Origin of the sequence: Rhodococcus sp. UNC363MFTsu5.1, from assembly GCF_000686785.1 — a bacterium.
Taxonomy (GTDB): Bacteria; Actinomycetota; Actinomycetes; order Mycobacteriales; family Mycobacteriaceae; genus Rhodococcus_G; species Rhodococcus_G maanshanensis.
The window spans coordinates 23304-39384 of record NZ_JMLO01000032.1 but is presented as its reverse complement, the minus strand read 5'-3'; the positions used below and the strand labels follow the sequence as shown (position 1 = coordinate 39384).

12 protein-coding genes are annotated in these 16081 nt (G+C 69.3%); 6 read left to right on the top strand and 6 right to left on the bottom strand.

The window, feature by feature from the left end:
- The first annotated feature begins 11 nt into the window (after positions 1-11).
- Both BR31_RS0121615 and BR31_RS0121610 read left to right on the top strand, forming a co-directional pair.
- The gene (locus tag BR31_RS0121615; RefSeq protein WP_051637633.1) at positions 12-1184 is read left to right on the top strand and encodes a glycoside hydrolase family 3 N-terminal domain-containing protein; all 1173 of its coding nucleotides are present in this window, start codon (positions 12-14) and stop codon (positions 1182-1184) included.
- Positions 1185-1309: 125 nt separating this feature from the next.
- The gene (locus BR31_RS0121610) at positions 1310-1903 is read left to right on the top strand and encodes a TetR/AcrR family transcriptional regulator (protein WP_027502802.1); all 594 of its coding nucleotides are present in this window, start codon (positions 1310-1312) and stop codon (positions 1901-1903) included.
- Positions 1904-1972: 69 nt separating this feature from the next.
- On the opposite strand, the gene BR31_RS0121605 is transcribed toward BR31_RS0121610, so the two are convergent.
- Both BR31_RS0121605 and BR31_RS0121600 read right to left on the bottom strand, forming a co-directional pair.
- Complete coding sequence (locus tag BR31_RS0121605) at positions 1973-2869, bottom strand: MaoC/PaaZ C-terminal domain-containing protein (RefSeq protein WP_037177685.1); 897 nt, start codon at positions 2867-2869, stop codon at positions 1973-1975.
- Positions 2869-4215, bottom strand: coding sequence for a 3-oxoacyl-ACP reductase (locus tag BR31_RS0121600; RefSeq protein WP_027502800.1), 1347 nt, complete (start codon positions 4213-4215; stop codon positions 2869-2871). Before BR31_RS0121600 ends, BR31_RS0121605 begins: the two co-directional genes overlap by 1 nt.
- A gap of 134 nt (positions 4216-4349) precedes the next feature.
- Here BR31_RS0121600 and BR31_RS0121595 point away from each other — a divergent pair, with 134 nt between their 5' ends.
- The 4 genes from BR31_RS0121595 to BR31_RS29665 all read left to right on the top strand — a co-directional run bounded on the left by BR31_RS0121595 (position 4350) and on the right by BR31_RS29665 (position 10782).
- Positions 4350-5687 carry an acetyl-CoA C-acetyltransferase gene (locus tag BR31_RS0121595; protein ID WP_027502799.1) on the top strand — a complete coding sequence of 446 codons (1338 nt, stop codon included), beginning with the start codon at positions 4350-4352 and terminating at the stop codon, positions 5685-5687.
- Between the two features lie 105 nt (positions 5688-5792).
- Positions 5793-6788, top strand: a complete 996-nt coding sequence (locus BR31_RS0121590) for an aldo/keto reductase (protein WP_027502798.1) — start codon at positions 5793-5795, stop codon at positions 6786-6788.
- Positions 6789-7413: 625 nt separating this feature from the next.
- Positions 7414-8199 (top strand): glycoside hydrolase family 19 protein, encoded by a 786-nt coding sequence (locus tag BR31_RS0121585; protein WP_027502797.1) that lies wholly within the window; start codon positions 7414-7416, stop codon positions 8197-8199.
- Between the two features lie 630 nt (positions 8200-8829).
- A complete protein-coding gene (locus BR31_RS29665; RefSeq protein WP_051637637.1) occupies positions 8830-10782 on the top strand; it encodes a VanW family protein in 1953 nt (650 codons plus the stop codon).
- A gap of 20 nt (positions 10783-10802) precedes the next feature.
- Here BR31_RS29665 and BR31_RS0121575 read toward each other — a convergent pair whose 3' ends face one another.
- The 4 genes from BR31_RS0121575 to BR31_RS0121560 form a co-directional block, all read right to left on the bottom strand.
- Positions 10803-12035 carry an oxygenase MpaB family protein gene (locus tag BR31_RS0121575; protein ID WP_231496649.1) on the bottom strand — a complete coding sequence of 411 codons (1233 nt, stop codon included), beginning with the start codon at positions 12033-12035 and terminating at the stop codon, positions 10803-10805.
- 214 nt (positions 12036-12249) lie between these two features.
- Positions 12250-14085, bottom strand: coding sequence for an acyl-CoA dehydrogenase (locus tag BR31_RS0121570; RefSeq protein ID WP_027502795.1), 1836 nt, complete (start codon positions 14083-14085; stop codon positions 12250-12252).
- 97 nt (positions 14086-14182) lie between these two features.
- A complete protein-coding gene (locus BR31_RS0121565) occupies positions 14183-14791 on the bottom strand; it encodes a class I SAM-dependent methyltransferase (protein WP_027502794.1) in 609 nt (202 codons plus the stop codon).
- A gap of 35 nt (positions 14792-14826) precedes the next feature.
- Complete coding sequence (locus BR31_RS0121560) at positions 14827-15939, bottom strand: DUF4185 domain-containing protein (protein ID WP_027502793.1); 1113 nt, start codon at positions 15937-15939, stop codon at positions 14827-14829.
- Positions 15940-16081: the final 142 nt, after the last annotated feature.

The following is a 16081-nucleotide window of genomic DNA, read 5'->3' as shown; positions in this document are numbered from 1 at the left end:
CCTACCCTCGAATGGTGAAGTCCACTCGAGTGCCCCGCGCCGTCGCCCTCGTCCTCGGTCTCGGGATGCTCGTGTCCTGCGGCAGCAACGGGACCGACACCGAGCCGTCGCCCTCCACGTCGGCCGCGCCCGAGCACGACCTCGTCACCGGTGCAAGGGATCAGACGTTGCCTGCCCACTGCGGTGCGGACTTCCTCGCGTCGCTGACCGGTCGGCAGAAGCTGGCGCAGCTGCTCAACGTGGGTGTGACCGGCACCGCCGACGCGGTGGACGTGGTGCGGAAGGAGCAGATCGGCGGCATCTTCATCGGCAGCTGGACCGACGAGTCGATGCTGGCGCGCAAGCAGGTCCCGCAGGTCGAGGCGGTGGCGAAGGTGCCGCTGATGGTCAGCATCGACGAGGAGGGCGGCCGGGTGTCGCGGGTCGCGGACCTGCTCGGCGAGGACCCGCCGCCGCGCACCGTCGCGGAGACGATGACGCCCGAGCAGACCTACGAGATGGCGCTGGAACGCGGGCGGGGCCTGCGGGGTCTCGGCATCACCGTCGACTACGCCCCCGTCGTGGACGTCAGCAGCCAGCCCGCGAACTCGGTGATCGGGGACCGGTCGTTCAGCGACGATCCGGACGTCGTCACCGAGTACGCAGGGGAGTACGCCCGCGGCCTGCGCGACGCGGGTCTGCTGCCGGTGATCAAGCATTTCCCGGGACACGGTGCGGCATCGGGTGATTCGCACACCGGGGCCGTCACCACGCCGCCGCTGGACCAGCTGCAGACCCGCGACCTGGTGCCGTTCCGTGAGCTGGTGGACACCGGCGTCGGGGTGATGGTCGGGCACCTGGAGGTGCCGGGGCTGACCGCGCCAGGCGTGCCCGCGAGCATCAGCCCCGCCGCGATGAACCTGCTGCGGACGGGGACCGGGTACGGCGCGCCCCCCTTCGACGGACCGATCTTCACCGACGACCTGAGCGGCATGCGGGCGATCACCGACAAGCTCGACACCCCGCAGGCGGTGGCGGCGGCCCTGACCGCGGGCGCCGACGTCGCGCTGTGGCTGACCACCGACGAGGTGCCCGAGGTCCTCGACCACCTCGAGGAGTTGGTGGCCTCCGGTCGGCTCAGCCAGCAGCACGTGGACGATTCCGTGTTGCGGGTGGCCCGGGCCAAGGGCGTCGTCACCTGCTAGCGACGGCTTTTCCCGGCTCGCGACCGGCCGCGTGCAGGCGCAACGGGCGGATCCGGCAGAATGTAGGACGTCAATCGATCTACTTACTCTAGAGTAAGATAAAGGGTCTTACCTCTGGAGGACACATGGCTGGCGGGACCAAACGGCTGCCTCGGGCGGTTCGCGAGCAGCAGATGCTCGACGCCGCGGTCGAGGTGTTTTCCGTCAACGGGTTTCACGACACGTCGATGGACGCCATCGCCGCTGCCGCGCAGATCTCCAAGCCGATGCTCTATCTGTACTACGGCTCCAAGGAAGAGTTGTTCGCGGCGTGCATCCACCGCGAGGGCCTGCGCTTCGTCGAGGCGATCACGCCCGCGGGCGACCCGAGCCTGTCCCCGCGCGAGCAGCTGCGGGCCGCCCTGGTCGGGTTCCTCGGCTTCGTCGATCAGAACCGCTCGTCCTGGATGGTGCTCTACCGGCAGGCGATCGGTCAGCAGGCGTTCGCAGGCCAGGTGCGCGGCTCGCGCGACCGGCTGATCGAGCTGACCGCCAAGCTCCTCGAGTCGAGCACCAAGGATCCCGACGAGGGGACCGATTTCTCCATCATGGCCGTCGCGCTCGTCGGCGCGGGCGAGGCCGTCGCGGACCGGATCGCGGGCGGGGAGATCGCCGTGGATGCCGCGGCCGACCTGCTCGAGCGCCTGGCCTGGCGCGGACTGGCCGGCAAGAAGAAGTAGGCGCTGCGCGCCCGTGAGTACTTCTGGCCCGGACAAGGACCAGAAGTACTCACAGGCGGCGGAGCCGCCTTACCGCAGGGTCGCGGTCAGGTGCGGGTAGCCCTTCTTCGGGTGGCGCAGCGCCAGGTCCCAGCCGGTGCCCGCGGAACCGTCCGTCGCGGGAACCTGATCGGCGTAGACGTTGACCGTGGCCGGCAGCACGATCGGCTTGCCGAACTTGACGCTGTAGGTGACCCGGTCCGGGATCCGGCCCTCGATCGAGCCGAGAACCGCGGCCGCGCTCCACATCCCGTGCGCGATGCTGCTCGGGAACCCGAACGCCTTGGCGCCGAGGGAGGAGACGTGGATCGGGTTCCGGTCCCCGGACACCGCGGCGTAGCGGCTGATGGTCGACTGATCGACCCGGAGCGTCCGCATCGGGCGCGGCGGCACCTCGTCCGCGTGCACCTGCTTCGGCTCCTTCGGCTCGCCGGTCGGGTGCATCTTCAGGAAGCTGCTGACCTGCCGCCACACCAGCTCGCGGCCGACGGACACCTCGCTGACGAGGTCCACCTGGGTGCCCTTCGGGTGCCTGCGGATGTTCTCCGCGTGCACCTTCAGGTCGAGCGGCTCGCTGACGGAGATCGGGCGTAGCTGCTCGATCACGTTGTCCGTGTGGACGGAACCGATCACCGGGAAGGGGAACTCGGCCGAGACCATCAGCTTCATCACGGTCGGGAAGACCAGGGTGAAGGGGTAGGTGATCGGCAGGGTGTCGCCGAACCGCAGCCCGCACACACGCGCGTACGCGGCGAGGTTGTCCGGGTCCACCCGCAGACCCTCGAGGGCGAGGGTCTGCTTCGGCAGGCTGCGCCTTGTCCCCGACTTGCCGACGACGGGCAGCGTGCCGAGCGCGGCGCGGGCGTAGATCTCGAGTGTCCGGGGCTGCTCCGTGAGCTGCACGAGGCCTGCCTTCCGCGTGGACATCAGGCGCCGATCAGGGACTGGCCGCACACCCGGACGACCTGGCCGGTCACGGCGTTGGACGCGGGGCTGGCGAAGTACGAGACCAGCTCGGCGACGTCGACGGTCTGGCCGCCCTGCAGCAGCGAGCTCATCCGGCGGCCTGCCTCGCGGGTGGCGAACGGGATGGCCGCGGTCATCGCGGTCTCGATGAAGCCGGGCGCGACGGCGTTGATGGTGATGTCCTTCTCGGCCAGCACCGGGGCGGTGGCCTGCACCAGGCCGATGACGCCTGCCTTGGAGGTGCCGTAGTTGGTCTGGCCGCGGTTGCCCGCGATGCCCGCGATGGACGACACGTCCACCACCCGGCCACCGCTGCGGAGCGCACCCTTGGCGAGCAGGGTGTCGGTGATCCGCTGCGGGGCGAGCAGGTTCACGGCGATCACCATGTTCCAGCGGGCGTCGTCCATGTTCGCGAGCGTCTTGTCGCGGGTGATGCCCGCGTTGTGCACGATGATGTCGGCGCCGCCGTGGCGCTCGAGCAGGTGCTCGGCCAGCTTCTCGCCCGCATCGTCGGCGGTGACATCGAGGGCCAGCGCGGTGCCGCCGACCTTGTTCGCGGTCTCCGAGAGCGCCTCGCCCGCGGCCGGGATGTCCGCGCAGATGACCTTCGCGCCGTCGCGGGAGAGCACCTCGGCGATGGTGGCGCCGATGCCGCGGGCGGCACCGGTCACCACGGCGACCTTGCCCTCGAGCGGGCGGTCCCAGGAGGCCGGGGCCACCGAGTCGGCGGCGCCGACGCGGATGACCTGGCCGTCCACGAACGCGGACTTGGCGGAGAGCAGGAAGCGCAGGGTGGACTCGACGCCGGACAGCCCGGTCGACGCGTTCGGCGAGACGTAGACCAGCTGCGCCGTCGCGCCGCGCTTGACCTCCTTGCCGACGCTGCGGGTGAAGCCCTCGAGCGCGCGCTGCGCGATCTGCTCGTCGACGCCCGAGGCCTCCTCGGGGGTGGTGCCGAGGACCACGACCCGGGCGCTGGGTGCGAGGTTGCGGATCACCGGCTGGAAGAACTCGAAGAGCTGGACCAGCTCGCTGACCTGACCGATGCCGGTGGCATCGAAGACGAGCGCGCCGAGGCGGTCGTCGTGGGGTGCGGCGGCGGGGTAGTCGGAGAGCAGGTTCCGCAGCGGCTCGACCAGGCGGCCCTTGCCGCCGATCAGCACCGGGCCTGCCAGGGCGGGCTCGCCCGCCTTGTAGCGACGCAGGTTCTCCGGCTGCGGCAGCCCGGCCTGCTTGGCGATGAATGCGCCCGGCGCGGAGTTGAGGAACTGGGAGTAGAGGTCGGGAGCGCCCTTGCTGGCTGCCACGGTCCACCTTCTTTGTCGCAATCGGGCACCCGGATTTCGGGTGCGGTGTCGACATCTAACTTACTGCGGAGTAAGTTCAATGTCGAGGCCCGGACCCTTCAGCCGAGGCGGATCCCACTTACATGGAGACCGACGTGACCCCCAGAGCCCGAACCAGCAAGAAGCCGGCCGCCGCAGCCCCGAGCGCGGGCGGCAGGCAGCTTCGCCCCGTCGCCATCGTCGGCGGCAACCGCATCCCCTTCGCGCGCTCCGACAAGGCGTACGCGCAGGCATCGAACCAGGACATGTTCACCTCGACGCTGGACGGCCTGGTGAGCCGCTTCAACCTGCAGGGGGAGCAGCTCGGCATGGTGGTCGGCGGCGCGGTGCTCAAGCACAGCCGCGACTTCAACCTGATGCGCGAGAGCGTTCTCGGCAGCGCGCTGAGCCCGTACACCCCGGCCTACGACCTGCAGCAGGCCTGCGGCACCGGCCTGCAGTCGATCATCGCGGTCGGCGATGCGATCGCCTCGGGCCGGATCGAGGCCGGGATCGGCGGCGGCGTCGACACCACCTCCGACGCCCCGATCGGCGTCAACGACGCGCTGCGCGAGTTCCTGCTGTCGATCAACCGAGCCAAGACCACCGGCGACCGGATCAAGCTGCTCGGCAACGTGCGCCCCTCCATGCTCGGCCTGGAGATCCCGCGCAACGGCGAGCCCCGCACCGGGATGTCGATGGGCGATCACGCGGCGATCACCGCCAAGGAGTTCGGCATCCGCCGCGAGGACCAGGACGAGCTCGCCGCGGCCAGCCACAAGAACATGGCGGCGGCCTACGACCGCGGCTTCTTCGACGACCTGGTCACGCCGTTCCTCGGGCTGACGCGCGACGACAACCTGCGGCCCGGCTCGACGGTGGAGAAGCTCGCCACCCTCAAGCCGGTGTTCGGCACCAAGCTCGGCGATGCCACGATGACCGCGGGCAACTCCACCCCGCTCACCGACGGTGCCTCGGCGGCGCTGCTGTCCACCGACGAGTGGGCGGCCGAGCGGAACCTGCCGGTGCTCGCGCACCTGGTCGACTCGGAGACCGCGGCGGTCGACTACGTGCACGGCGGCGACGGGCTGCTGATGGCGCCGACCTACGCGATCCCGCGCCTGCTGGCCCGCAACGGGCTCACGCTGCAGGACTTCGACTACTACGAGATCCACGAGGCGTTCGCCTCGGTGGTCCTGGCGACGCTGCAGGCCTTCGAGTCGGACGAGTACTGCAAGGAGCGGCTCGGCTTGGATGGAGCACTGGGGCGCATCGATCGTTCCAAGCTCAATGTCAACGGCTCCTCGCTCGCGGCCGGGCACCCGTTCGCGGCGACCGGCGGCAGGATCGTGGCCTCGTTGGCAAAGATGCTCGCGGAGAAGGGATCCGGCCGTGGCCTGATCTCCATCTGTGCGGCGGGTGGCCAGGGCGTCACGGCGATCATCGAGCGGTAACCGAACGGGCGGGCCGCCGAGCCTGCCCTGCTGTCGACGCACGGTCTGGGATCACGCTGATCCCAGACCGTGCGTTTTGCTTCGTTCTGGGTGAGGATGCGAGTCATGACCGTTCGCACCGTTGCACTCGCCGAAGGACTCGTCGTCAGCGCCCAGGGTTACGGGGCCATGTCGGTCGCGCCGGTCTACGGGCCGGTCGACCCGGCCGAGGCCCTCGCCACGCTGCACCACTCGATCGACATCGGCGTCACCTTTCTCGACACCGCCAATGTGTACGGCGACGGCGCCAGTGAGAAGGCCGTCGGGAAGGTGCTGCGCACCAGGCGCGGCGAGGTGCAGCTGGCCACCAAGTTCGGTCTCGTCGGCAACATCGCCGCGGGACAGCGGGGCATAGACGGGCGTCCCGAGCGAGTCGCGGGCTATCTGGAGGCGTCGCTCGGCCGTCTCGGGGTCGACAGCGTCGACCTCTACTACCTGCACCGGGTCGATCCGAACGTCCCGATCGAGGAGACGGTCGGCGCGATGGCCGAGCTGGTCACCGCGGGCAAGGTGCGACACCTGGGCCTCTCCGAGGCCACCGGTGCCGAGCTGCGCCGAGCCCACGCGGTGCACCCGATCGCCGCGATCCAGAGCGAGTGGAGCGTGTGGAGCCGTGACGTCGAGCGCAGCGTCGTCCCCACCGCCGCCGAGCTCGGCGTCGGTTTCGTGCCGTACTCGCCCGTCGGTCGGGGTTTCCTGACCGGTACCTACGATCCGGCCGCGCTCGGGGAGTCCGACCTGCGCCGCCGGTTCCCCCGGTTCGACGCCGAGGCGCTCGGCGGCAACGCGAAGGTGCTCGAGGTGATCGAAGCGGTCGCCCGCGAGTCCGATGCGACGGCGGCCCAGGTCGCGCTGGCCTGGCTGTACGCCAAGGGGCGTGAGTTCTCGTTGCCGGTGGTGCCGATCCCGGGGACACGTTTCGCCGGGCGGGTCACCGAGAACACGGAGGCGGTGGCCCTCGAGCTGTCAGCCGACCGGATCGCCCGGCTCGACGAGCTGGCCGCCATCACCGTAGGGGCGCGGTCGGCCGATCCGACCTGGGTGTCCTCCGGCCGGGAGTAGGCCGCGCCCGACAGACCGGCCCGTCGAACGCGCCTGCGGTCGAGCCGCGGGGCAGGTGTCCGGTCTCGGTAATGTCACGGATGCGCGATTTCGGTGTCGATTCGTGTCGATCGCGGGCGGCGGGCGGACCTTTCGCCGATGTTGTGTGGGACACAAACCGACCGCCCCGCCGATGCGGGGATGTCGAGGATGCAGGGTGCGTACCGGCCGGGTGATGACACCGGCCCTGACCTCGCCGCCCCGCGTGCGAGCAGGGGATTCCGGCCTCCGGCAGTGCCCGATCAGCGCGATGAGATCGGCGAATCTCATTGCGGCAAAACAATACTGGGAAATCCACTGCCTTGACCCGGCCGCCGTCGCCTGCCCGAGGTTTCGATGAAGAAGGCCGTCGCGCCGCGCCGGCCGTGCCGCTCCCGGTCGGCCGGGAATGTCAACCCGACACACCGCTATGTCAATTGTGACGCTCGTCGCAATTGGTTGAAATCTGGGTTACCTGGGACGTTACCTGGTTGTGACCTAATTGCTGCGTGACGGTGACTTGACAGGGACGGCGACGTTCTCTGGGAGTGCCCGCGGCACCGTTCGGAGGCCGATCACCATTCGGTCGAATCTTGGAGCACGACCCTTGCATGTTTCACGATCGCGCCATTTCGGCGTCGCCCTTGCTGCCGCAACCCTGATCGCCACCGGCGCCGCAGTTGCCGGACCCGGTGGTGTCGCCAACGCCGCCACTGTCCCGGCCGGGTTCTACGGCCCCCTCGACGCGTCCGCGCCCCCTCGGGCCGTGGTTCCTGCCGCTGCGGAGCCGGCTCCGGCCGAGCCGGCCGCTGAGGCCGCCCCTGCGCCTGCGCCTGCGCCGCAGCCGCCCGCCCCTGCGCCGCTCGCCGTCACTCCTGAGGACCTGGCGCGCATCGTGCCCGGCATGCCCGCGGAGAAGATCGCGGAGTACATCGCGCCACTGAACGCGGCGATGGCGCGCGGCGGAATCGACAACCCGGTCCGGCAGGCTGCGTTCATCGCGCAGCTCGCCGTCGAATCCGACTCGTTCCGTACCTTCGAGGAGTACGCGTCCGGTCGCGCCTACGAGGGCCGAGCCGACCTCGGGAACACCCAGGCGGGCGACGGAGAGCGCTACAAGGGTCGCGGCGCCATCCAGATCACCGGCCGCCACAACTACGAGAGTGTGAGCCAGTTCACGGGTGTCGACTTCGTCGCCCATCCCGAGCTCCTCGAGGCGCCGGAGAACGCGTTCAACACCGCCGTCTGGTACTGGACGTCGAGGGACCTCAATCAGGTCGCCGACTCCGCGGGCATCGTTCGGGTGTCCGAGGTCGTCAACGGTGGCCACCACGCCCTCGAGCGGCGGGTGGCGGACTTCCAGCGCGGTCTGGACGTTCTGCTCCACCCGTGACGTCCGCCACTGAAGGGGCCGTGTGGTCCCGTCGGCAAACGTGCTCGCGGAGAAGGGATCCGGCCGTGGTGCGATTTGCGCAGGTGACGCGGCTCCATCCCGAATCCTGGGATGGCCGAGAAGATTTCTGACAATGGTTGTAACGGGATCTCGACGTCGCTCGATACCCGTGTAGTCCCGCGTTGCAGCCTGACCCCCGACCCGGTTGCAGCGCGGGACTACCCATTTCCGCGTGTGGGTGTCCGCCTGATTGGACGCCCGACCAACATTTTCGCCAAAGTTCCCGAGGGGCCGAATCATTCGTGGTGAGGCCGCCGCGCTGTCCGGCGATCACCTCGCCTGGAATCAGTCGGTTCCCGGGTCGGGCGACTCGACGAATCGGCGCCCCCATGCGCGCCGCGTTAGTCTGGACCTCGGATAACAGGCGGTTGGCCCAGCGACAATTCGGTAGGAGGGGCCAGGGTGACGGACGGTAACGGCGGGAGCGGTAGGCATGCGAACGGGCATGTCGCACCCCCGACCGGAGATGGCGGGAAGGTGCCCGGCCATTCCGTCGGCGACGCCAATGGCGCCGAGACGGTTCGCATCGTCGTCGACCAGGGCCAGGAATCCGAGGTCCCGACCGCGCGGATCGAGCGCCCGCACCAGACGCAGGTAGACCCGCGTGACGGCGGCGGCCAAGACGAGGCCGCGACGACGATCATTCCCGTGGTGCGCTCCGACCAGCCCGCGGATGCGTCGTCCGAGTCCTTCCCGGCGCAGGCGCAGGCCTACAGCGGCGTGCCGGGCGCAACCGCGGCGGCTGCAGCGCCGTCGGATCCCGCCGCCCCCGGACCTCCGCCCGTCCCGCCCGCAGGACCGCCGACGGGTCCGCAGGACGGCCAGGGGGCGCCGCAGCCCGGGTCGCCGGGCCGATCCCCGCTCGTCAAGATCGCCATCGGCGCCGCGGCGCTGGCCGCGGTCGGGCTCGTCGCCTACGGGGCGGACTACGTCCTGTCAGGCGATTCGGTCCCGCGGGGCGTCACGGTGGCCGGGGTCGATGTCGGTGGGCTGAGCACTACCGACGCGGAGGCGAAGCTGCGCGCGCAGATCGGACCGAGGGCCGACCAGCCGGTCCCGGTGCAGGCGGGCGAGGTGCAGACCGAGATCGTGCCGAGCGAGGCGGGACTCGCCGTCGACTGGTCGGCCACGCTGGACCGGGCCGGTTCCCAGCCGCTGAACCCCGTCACCCGGTTGACCTCGCTGTTCTCCGAGCGTGAGATCGGTGTCGTCACCACGACCGACCCCGCGAAGCTGACCGAGGCGATCGACGGGATCCGGCTGCAGACCGACCGCGCGCCGCTCGAGGGCAACGTCGTGTTCGAGGGGGCGACGCCGATCGCCGTCACGCCCCGGCAGGGCCAGAATCTCGACGGACAGGCCGCGGAGACCGCCTTCGCCGAGAACTGGGCGAACGGGGACGGTGTGGACCTGCCCGTGAGCGTGGTGCCCGTCTCGGTGGGGCAGGACGGCGTGGACCGGGCGATGAGCGAGGTCGCGGTCCCGGCCGTTGCGACGGATCTCGTGGTGACCGGCAGGGACAACAAGTCCGCGGTGTTGCGTCGGGACCAGGTCGGCGGCGTGCTCACCTTCGCCCCCGACGGGAACGGTGGACTCACCCCGCAGTACAACGTCGACGCGGCGATCGGGCTGCTCGCGCCGCAACTCGCAGGCACCGAGGTCCAGCCCAAGGACGCGACGTTCAGCCTGACCGGGGGCGCGCCGACGGTGGTGCCCGCGGTGACCGGCGACATGATCGAGTGGCGCAAGACCCTCGAGCAGCTGCCGGCGTTGCTGGCGCAGACGGGTCCGCGTACCACCGCCGCCGTCTACGAGCAGAAGCCGCCCGCGCTGACCACCGCCGCCGCGGACAAGCTCGGCATCCGGCAGGTCATCGGCGAATTCACCAGTGGCGGCTTCGAGTACGCCTCGGGGGTCAACATCCGGTTGGCGGCGAGCGAGATCAACGGCGCCGTGGTCAAGCCGGGAGAGACGTTCTCGCTCAACGGGTATACCGGTCCGCGCGGATCGGCGGAGGGCTACGTCGAGTCCGGGGTGATCAACAACGGCCGCCCCGCGAAGGCGGTCGGCGGTGGCATCAGTCAGCTCGCCACGACGCTCTACAACGCCGCCTACTTCGCGGGCATGGAAGACGCGGGCCACACCGAGCACAGCTATTACATCTCCCGGTACCCCGCGGCCAGGGAGGCCACCGTGTTCGAGGGCGCGATCGACCTGAAGTTCAAGAACGACTCGCCGACCGGTGTGCTGATCCAGGCCTTCGGGACCGGATCCGATGTGACGGTACGGCTCTGGGGAACCAAGACCGTGGACGTGCAATCCATCCCCGGCGAGCGGTCCGCACCCACCGACCCGAACACCGTGACCCTGCCCAAGGGGCCGGGCTGCATCGCCTCGAGCGGCGCGAAGGGCTTCACCACCAGCGACACCAGGGTGATCACCGATCACGCCACCGGGCAGGAGATCTCGCGCCACACCCGCACCGTCAAGTACGACCCGGTGCCCATCGTCAAGTGTGAGTAGCGGTTCGGGGGAGCGGCGGCTCAGGCCGAGTGGGCGATCTGTCCGATCGGAGGTCGCTCGCCGCCGAGCAGCCGTCGGTGGGCGCGCTCCAGCTGGCGTTCCGCGCGGGCATCGACCCAGCGCTGACCGCCGGGTAGCCGGGCGATGACGCGATGCTTGGCGGTGTTCGCGGCGGCCCGCCACACCGGGTACCACGGCGGCCGCATCGGCACCCGGAGCGCACGCACTCCCGCGGGACCGAGCAGCGTGGTGGCCAGGCTCAGTCCGCGCTCGTAGTCGTAGGTGCGACGGATTCGCTGGAAGTTCTTGTGGTGGATCAACTTCGGGGAATCGATCAGTGACTTCGCCAGCGCGAGGCTGTTCGCGTCCGCGGCCGGGGACGAGATCCCGATGTGATAGATCATCCGCCGGCCATCGGCCTCGGTGAACGGCAGCCAGTGCTCGTCCACGCCCATCAACCAGCCGACGTAACACCACAGGTGCATCGCGGCCTCGGCGTCGGCCCTGGTGTAGCGCATGCCGAGGACCCGGGTGTGGATCAGGAAGGTGGTCGAGAACAGTCCCAGGGTGCCCGCTTGGTCGAACTGGTTGATCGGCAGTCCGCGCAGGTCGCTGTGCCAGGCGGGGTCGTGCTCGTGCTGGTAGTTGAGAAACGCGTGCATCGCCCGCACGTGCACCGTGAGCTTCCAGCCCTCGCCGAAGCGGTCGAGCCCGCCGGGCGCGGTGACCCCGCGCCACCACACGCTGGTCTCGGAGACCCGGCGCAGCGTCTGCTCGCCGGTGAGTTTGCCCGACGCCATCAACAGCGGCAGCGGCCCGGAGTTGTTGTAGCCGCCGAGAAGTGAGCCGTAGCCGAGGACAAGGGAAGCGTCGAGGCCAACCCTGCGCAGCACCCGTGCGCCGTGCGCCAACTTCGCCCCGTCCACCCAGTCGGGGGTCCGGGTCAGCATCTCGAAGAACTCCTGCAGCTGCTCCGGCGGATCGGGGATCGAGTCGATGCCGTGTTCGAGGGCCTGGCGGAACATCGGCATGGACACGATGTGGTCCTCGCGGATCGCCCGGACCAGCGCGTCGCCCGGTTCGTCGCGTTCCATCAGCGCCCGGCCGAGCCGGTCGCGTTCGTGGGGACCGGGGTCCGGCGCCGAGCCGACGAGCAGGCGCAGGGGTGCCGCCACCCTGCGCGCGGCGATCGGATCCCGCATGAACCGTCGCGGTGCACCCGCTCCAGCCGTAGCCGACAGACTCTTCGTCACGATGCGCCCTTCGTTCGGAGTATCCCGGTGCCGCAGATCTGCTCGCGGGCCATGGTCAACATGCAGGATGACAACGCGTGTTGTCAATACCTGATCCGGGCCGAGGTGGCCGCGGTTCCTCCGGTACGGAAAACGGCGATGCCGCACACCGTGTCGGTGTGCGGCATCGCCGTTGATCCGGTTCGGGCCATGGGCCCGGTCGAGCTCGTGCCGTTTAGAACGCGGCTTCGTCGAGCTCCATGATGTCGTTGTCGGTGGCCGCGATGATGGCGCGGCTCGCGGTCAGCTCGGGCAGCACGTTCTTCGCGAAGAAGGACGCGGTGGCGACCTTGCCCTCGTAGAACGCCTTGTCCTTGTCGGCGGCACCGGCGTCGAGCGCCTTGATGGCGATCTCGGCCTGCTCCAGCAGGCGCCAGCCGATGAGCAGGTCGCCGACGGACATCAGGAAGCGCACGGAACCGAGGCCGACCTTGTACAGCTCGGTGGTCTGCTCCTGCGCGCCCATCAGGTAGCCGGTCAGGGTCGCGGCCATCGTCTGGACGTCCTCGAGCGCGGTGGCGAGCAGTGCGCGCTCCGACTTGAGGCGGTTGTCGGCGTCCTCGCGCTCGATGAACTTCTTGACCTCGCCCGCCACGTGGGCCAGGGCGACGCCACGGTCGCGAGCGATCTTGCGGAAGAAGAAGTCCTGCGCCTGGATCGCGGTGGTGCCCTCGTACAGCGAGTCGATCTTCGCGTCGCGGATGTACTGCTCGATCGGGTAGTCCTGCAGGAAGCCCGAGCCGCCGAGGGTCTGCAGGCTGTCCGTCAGGTACTGGTAGGCCCGCTCGGAGCCGACGCCCTTGACGATCGGGAGCAGCAGGTCGTTGACGCGGAACGCCAGGTCCTTGTCGGCGCCGGAGACCTGCTTGGCGACGACCTCGTCCTGGTGCGCGGCGGTGTAGAGGTACACGGAGCGCAGGCCCTCCGCGTACGCCTTCTGCATCGCGAGCGCGCGGCGGACGTCCGGGTGGTGGGTGATGGTCACGCGCGGCGCGGCCTTGTCGGTCATCTGGGTCAGGTCGGCGCCCTGCACGCGCTCCTTGGCGTACGCCAGCGCGTTGAGGTAGCCGGTCGAGAGGGTGGAGATGGCCTTGGTGCCGACCATCATGCGGGCGTGCTCGATGACGTCGAACATCTGGGCGATGCCGTTGTGGACCTCGCCGACCAGCCAGCCCTTGGCGGGGATGCCGTGGCCGCCGAAGGTGAGCTCACAGGTCGCGGAGGCCTTGAGGCCCATCTTGTGCTCGACGCCGGTGACGAAGACGCCGTTGCGCTCGCCCATCTCGTTCTTCTCGAAATCGAAGTGGGTGGCAGGCACGAAGAACAGGCTCAGGCCCTTGGTGCCCGGTCCCGCGCCCTCGGGGCGGGCCAGGACCAGGTGGAAGATGTTCTCGAACAGGTCATCGGAGACCGCCGAGGTGATGAACCGCTTGACGCCCTCGATGTGCCAGCTGCCGTCGTCCTGCTTGATCGCCTTGGTGCGGCCTGCGCCGACGTCCGAGCCGGCGTCCGGCTCGGTCAGCACCATGGTGGCGCCCCAGCCGCGCTCGACGCAGGTCTCGGCCCACTTCTTCTGCTCGTCGGTGCCGTTCTCGAACAGCACGCCCGCGAACGACGGGCCCGCGGCGTACATGAAGGCGGCCGGCTGCGCACCGAGCAGCATCTCGGCGATGGCCCAGACCACGGTGCGGGGAGCGGCGACGCCGCCGATCTCCTCCTGCAGGCCCATCCGGTACCACTCGCCGTCCCACATGGCCTTGAAGGAGGCCTTGAACGACTCGGGCAGCGCCAGCGTGTGGGTCTCGGGGTCGAAGACGGGCGGGTTGCGGTCCGCGTCGGCGAAAGCCTCGGCGAGCGGGCCCTCGGCCAGCTTGGCAACCTCGCCGAGCATGGTGCGGATCGTGTCCGCGTCCAGGTCGCCCCAGGCGCCCTCGCTCAGCGGCTTCTCGAGACCGAGTACCTCGAAGAGGTTGAACTCCAGGTCACGGACGTTGCTCTTGTAATGGCCCATGTCTTTTTCTCCCGGTGAGACGGTGCGGTCTAGCTGTGTCAAGTACCGCCCAAGTAGCTACTCGTCGGTAACTTAGCCGATATTACTCGGCATTCAGTTAGCTGCCAAGAGAGGGCCGCCTTCCCACCACCAGTGCATCGATCGCGGTGCCGGTATCGGTGTGTCGGTACCGCCGCTCCGCGACGGTGGGGATCACCGCGTCGCCCAGCTCGTCGACCAGCTCCGTTGGGGTGTATAGGATCTCGATGTCCTGTGGCCCGCCAACGCCCTCGGAGATGTTGGCGGCGTCGTGCCCGAGGGCTATCAGCGTGCCGCCCGGCCGGAGCGCGGCCGCGGCCCGGCGCAGCAGTTCTGGCCGCTGATTTGGCGAAAGATGCAGGTAAACGACGAGAACAAGGTCATACTCCTGCTGGAATTCGATCTTCGTCACATCGCCGTGCATCCACTCGAGTCGTTCGCGCACGGACCGCGGCAGTGGTGCGGCGGCCCTCGCCCCCTTCTCGAGTGCCACCGAGGAGAAGTCCACCGCGGTGACCTGCCAGCCACGAGTGGCCAGCCACAACGCATTTCGGCCCTCGCCGCACGCGAGATCCAGGGCCCGCCCCGTGGGCAGGGAGGTGGCGAACTCCATCACCACCGCGTTGGCGGGCGCACCCCAGACCAGGTCCGCGCCTGCGTACTTCTCGTTCCAGTCCTCTGCGTCCATTGCGGTGACGGTAGCGGTGCGCTGCCGGCCTGCGTTCACCGATTGAGGGTGGTGCGCATCAACAGCACGTTGTAGTTGGAGTGCACGGTGGTGAGGTAGTACAGATCGGGGCCGGTGGACCAGGGATGGATGTACGCCCCGTAGGCGGTCGGCAGCTCACGGGCGTCGAGCAGTACCTCCGGGGGGCTCCAGGGGCCGGTGGGTGTCGGCGAGCGCCGCATCACCACGGAGTTGAAGTTGTCGGTGGTGAGCATCAGGTACTGGCCGAGGAACTGGTTGTACTGCACGGACAGCTCGGCGACACCGCCGAACACGATGGGTGCGGCCGCGTTCGGGTCACCCTTCTTCCACTCGTGGCCGTTCCAGTACTCGTAGGCGCCGAGGTCGCGGATCTGCTTCTCCGGCACCCGGGCCAGGTGCACGAGTCCGCCGCGGCCCGGCGGGGTGCCGTACTGGTAGACGAAGCCGCCGTCCTTGACGAAGGCACTCATCTGGAAGTTCCGGTTGCCGTCGGTGGCGGGGCGGTTGGTCTCGGGGGCGACGGTCCAGTTCTCCCCGTTGTCGGTGGAGAACGCGAGGCCGGAGTAGTTGGTGTCCCACCGGCCCGGCTCGCCCCAGTTCTTGACCGACATCAGCGACATGTACTGCACGCCGTCCACCGCGACACCGGCGGTCGGGATCCTGCTGATCTCCACGTACGGGATCTTCGGGCTGGGGATCAGTTCCTTGGCCTGGCCGAGGAAATCGCGCGGCGAGCTGTCAAAGCTCATGCCGTCGGCGAGATTTCGATCGGCGCTGCGGAAGAGGGTGTTGCTCCGCCACGACCAGAGGCTTCCGTTCAAGAGATTCGGGATGCCGAGCCCGGCCGAATCGCCGAACGCGGTGAGTACCTCGCCGTTTCCGTTGTCCCACATGATGCCGAGGTCGGTGCCGAGGACGTTGGCGTCCTGGGTTCGATTGGGGCTGAGCAGGCCCGTGGCCTGGGCGACGGCCGAGGAGCGGCCGTTCAGCACCGGCAGCCCGTTCGTCCCGTTGAGCCCGGGGATCGGGTTCACCGTGTTCGGATCGGCCGAGGCGGGACCGGCCAGCAGGAGCAGCGCCGCCGCTCCGATCGCCGAGACCTGCACGAATCTCTTGGAAGTTCCCACGATCACACCACCCCATCGACGTTCACCGCGACTGTTGGTCATGGACACCAGTTCCCGTGGCGTGAGCGGCGATGCGCACGCCAGGTAGATCCTAGTAATGAATGGCCCGGATTGCAGGGATTCACGGGGATACCCTGTATTC

Bases quoted from the DNA above. Each gene is read 5' to 3' on its own strand.
- BR31_RS0121615 (WP_051637633.1), top strand. From the start codon at position 12: ATGGTGAAGTCCACTCGAGTGCCCCGCGCCGTCGCCCTCGTCCTCGGT.
- BR31_RS0121610 (WP_027502802.1), top strand. From the start codon at position 1,310: ATGGCTGGCGGGACCAAACGGCTGCCTCGGGCGGTTCGCGAGCAGCAG.
- BR31_RS0121605 (WP_037177685.1), bottom strand. From the start codon at position 2,869: ATGTCCACGCGGAAGGCAGGCCTCGTGCAGCTCACGGAGCAGCCCCGG.
- BR31_RS0121590 (WP_027502798.1), top strand. From the start codon at position 5,793: ATGACCGTTCGCACCGTTGCACTCGCCGAAGGACTCGTCGTCAGCGCC.
- BR31_RS0121570 (WP_027502795.1), bottom strand. From the start codon at position 14,085: ATGGGCCATTACAAGAGCAACGTCCGTGACCTGGAGTTCAACCTCTTC.
- BR31_RS0121565 (WP_027502794.1), bottom strand. From the start codon at position 14,791: ATGGACGCAGAGGACTGGAACGAGAAGTACGCAGGCGCGGACCTGGTC.